The following is a 3,096-nucleotide window of genomic DNA, read 5'->3' on the forward strand; positions in this document are numbered from 1 at the left end:
TGACGTTGAGCGTGTTGCCGAGCGCCGTGGTGAAGGAGCCGGCGCTGAAGACGCCGTTGGTGATGAAGGCGTGGCCGTCGATGCTGAGCGTGGCGATGCCGTCGGGCGAGGCGATGGTGAAGGTGCCGCCCTGGGTGGTGCTCTCCTTGGAGGTGTCGGAGCCGGCCGATTCACCGGCGCCGCGGCTGGCGAGCAGGTCGTCCTCGTTGACCGTCACGTCGCCGCCATTGGCTGCCGGCGTCAGGTCGGTGATGGTCGGCGGCGTGTTGCCGATCGAGATGGTCAGCGTGGTGTGCGAGGTGTCGCCGTCGCCGTCCTTGATGGTGTAGGTGAAGACGTCGTCATGGCCGCCGGCGGTGCCGGCGTCGCGGACATAGGTGTAGGAGCCGTCGGCATTGAGCGTCAGCTTGCCGTAGGTGCCCTGGATGACGGAGCCGACGGTGGCGGCGCTGTCGAGATCGGCATTGGTGTTGCCGGCCGCGACGCCGACCACGGTTGCGCCGTCGGCGCCCTTGGTGTCGGCGCCGGCCGCATTGCCGTCGCTGCCCGCGCCGGTCATGACGTTGCCGCCGATCGAGGCGAACGAGCCCGCAGGCACGGCATCGGTGTCGGCGACCGCGGTCGGCACGTCGTCGACGATGTTGGCCGAGAGCGTGCCGGTGGCGTTCTGGCCGTCCTGGTCGGTGAGCGAGACGGTCATGTTCTCGAACAGGCTGTTGGTGCCCTGGCCGGCGGCATGCGCCTCGTTGTCGTTGAGCGTGTAGGTGTAGCTGACGACGCCGGTTGCGGCATTGTAGCCGGTGACGTTGAGCGTGTTGCCGAGCGCCGTGGTGAAGGAGCCGGCGCTGAAGACGCCGTTGGTGATGAAGGCGTGGCCGTCGATGCTGAGCGTGGCGATGCCGTCGGGCGAGGCGATGGTGAAGGTGCCCGCGCCGGTCTCGGCGGTGCTTGCCGGGTCGGATCCGGGGCCGCCCGGTGTGCCGACATTTAGTGCGGCTTCATTGACCGTCACGTCGCCGCCATTGGCTGCCGGCGTCAGGTCGGTCACGGTAGGCGTCGAGTTGCCGATCGAGATGGTCAGTGTCGTCGAAGACTGGTTTCCGTCGCCATCCGTCAGGGTGTAGTGGAATACGTCGTCCACCCCGCCCTTCGTCTCCGCGGCGCGGGTATAGGTGTAGCTGCCGTCCGAGTGCAGCACCAGCGTGCCATACTCGCCGACGATCGACACTCCGGCGCCCGTTACCGTCTGCGCCGAGCCCGGGCCGTCCTTGCCATAGGCCGACGTAACGCTCGCGCCGTCGGCGCCCTGGATGTCGGCGCCTGTCGCGTTGCCGTCGCTGCCCGCGCCGGTGATGACGTTGCCGTCGATCGGCGCGTGTGAGCCCAAAGGCACAGCATCCGTATCCGCAACAGCAGTCGGCGCATCGTCGATGATGTTGATCACGAGGGTGCCGGGAGGCGCGGCATCGCCGTCGGAGTCGGTCACGCCGACCGCGAAGCTCACACTCGTGCCGTCGCCCGAAGTGTTGGTGTTCAGCGTGTAGCTGTAATTGATCGTGCCGGTGCCGGTAGTCGCGTCGAAAGAATAGCTTGCGGTCAGCGAGCCGGTGGCGTCGGTGAAGGTCTGCGCCGCGGAGGTCAGCACATGGCCGCCGAGCGTCACTTGCGACACGCCGTCCGGCGAGGTGAAGCCAATGGTGCCGGAAGTGGTCTCGGAGGTGTTGGAGTTGTTGCCGGAATCGCCGTCGGCGATCTCGCCGGAACCGGCCGGCAATCCGCCGTGTGGCGGCAGGCCGGCTTCGTTGACGCTCGCTTCGCCAATGGTCCCGATCGACGGCGTGGAGTCCGGCTTCAGCAGGGACGGGAACAGTTCACGGTTCTCCGGCTGTCCGAACGCCAATGCAGTCGGCGGCAAAAGTGCCGACAGGCCGAAGCCGTCTCCGATCCCGCCCGGAGGCACCGAGAAGTCTCCGCCGGCGCTGCTTGGCGAGCCATTTCCGCCGGCCGAGATCGAGCCGTCGGCGCCGAAGGCGACATCGACGTGGCTGGCTTCGAGCGCGGCGATCAGGGCAATGCGCGGCACCTCGACATCGCCGATGATGAAGGTCGGCACGTTGAGCGCGCCGTCCTTGATGACGATCTCGGCGCCGTCCGGCTGCACCAGCACCAGATTGTGCCCGTCGACCTTGATGTCGTCGATCGAGACATTGGCCGGAAGCTTCACGACATTGCCGGCCTCGGCGTGATATTCATGCGCAACGTTCGAGGCTGCCGTGTTCGGTGCCGGCGCGTTTCCGGCAGGGGCGTTGGCGGCAGGAGCGTTGGCGTCCGCCGCCGGCTTGGCTGTGCTTTGTGCGTTCTGGGCGTTGCCGTCGCCCTTTGCCGGCGCGCCGCTTCCCACATCGACCGGCACAGGTTCGCCTGCCACGGGTGCCGTCTGGCCGCCGGAGGCCTGGGCGACTTGGACGCCCGAAATCGGCTGTTCGCCGACAGTTGCGTGCTCGTCCGAGAAATTTGAAACGGCGTCGAATTCGATACTGGTCGTCATAGTTCAAGCCCCCTTCGGCATTTCCCGGCAAGAGACATGCGGGGCTCGAACTTTGCAACGTACCTTCGATCTTCTTGATATACTCGAATATGCATGGACTTGCATTTTTTACACTTGGTAAATCGCAACGATATATTCAGTTATATATCTTCAGGGGCGCCGCCGAACCGGCTGGGGAGCGCGGCGGCAGTTCGGCAAATTCAAGTATAAATTTGAATAAAATTTGAGACAAAGCAGAATAGATTGATTCGCGGAAACTTACCCACCTTCCTTTCCGATAATTTGAGACAAAATCGGTAGCGTCCACAGTCAAAGGTGGGCGTCATGAAAATACAAAAAGCTGCCTCGTCGGCGTCGAGGGTCAAGGTTCTGCTGCTGGCAATCGGCCTGGCCGGTCTGCCGAATGCGTCGTCCGCCAGCGCAGTCTCCGTCGCAAGTCCCGCCTCTCAAACGCTGCCTGCGCCGGCCGATCTCGGCGGCGTTTCGCTGGCCAGATTGCAGCCATGGCAGCCTGTTGCTGCCTACCGGGTCGGCGGTGCCGCCAGTGC

Annotated in this window: 1 protein-coding gene and 1 pseudogene; one reads left to right on the plus strand and one right to left on the minus strand. The window is 65.1% G+C overall.

Annotation, left to right across the window (positions count from 1 at the left end; all coding sequences use genetic code 11):
- The coding region (locus tag EOA75_RS31160; protein WP_206517081.1) for an Ig-like domain-containing protein at positions 1-2,548 on the minus strand (2,548 nt) is incomplete at its 3' end.
- Positions 2,549-2,872: 324 nt separating this feature from the next.
- Here EOA75_RS31160 and EOA75_RS34635 point away from each other — a divergent pair.
- Positions 2,873-3,096: pseudogene (locus EOA75_RS34635) on the plus strand (transglutaminase); the annotation flags it as partial.

The organism is Mesorhizobium sp. M1A.F.Ca.IN.022.07.1.1, assembly GCF_003997575.1.
Lineage (GTDB): Bacteria > Pseudomonadota > Alphaproteobacteria > Rhizobiales > Rhizobiaceae > Mesorhizobium.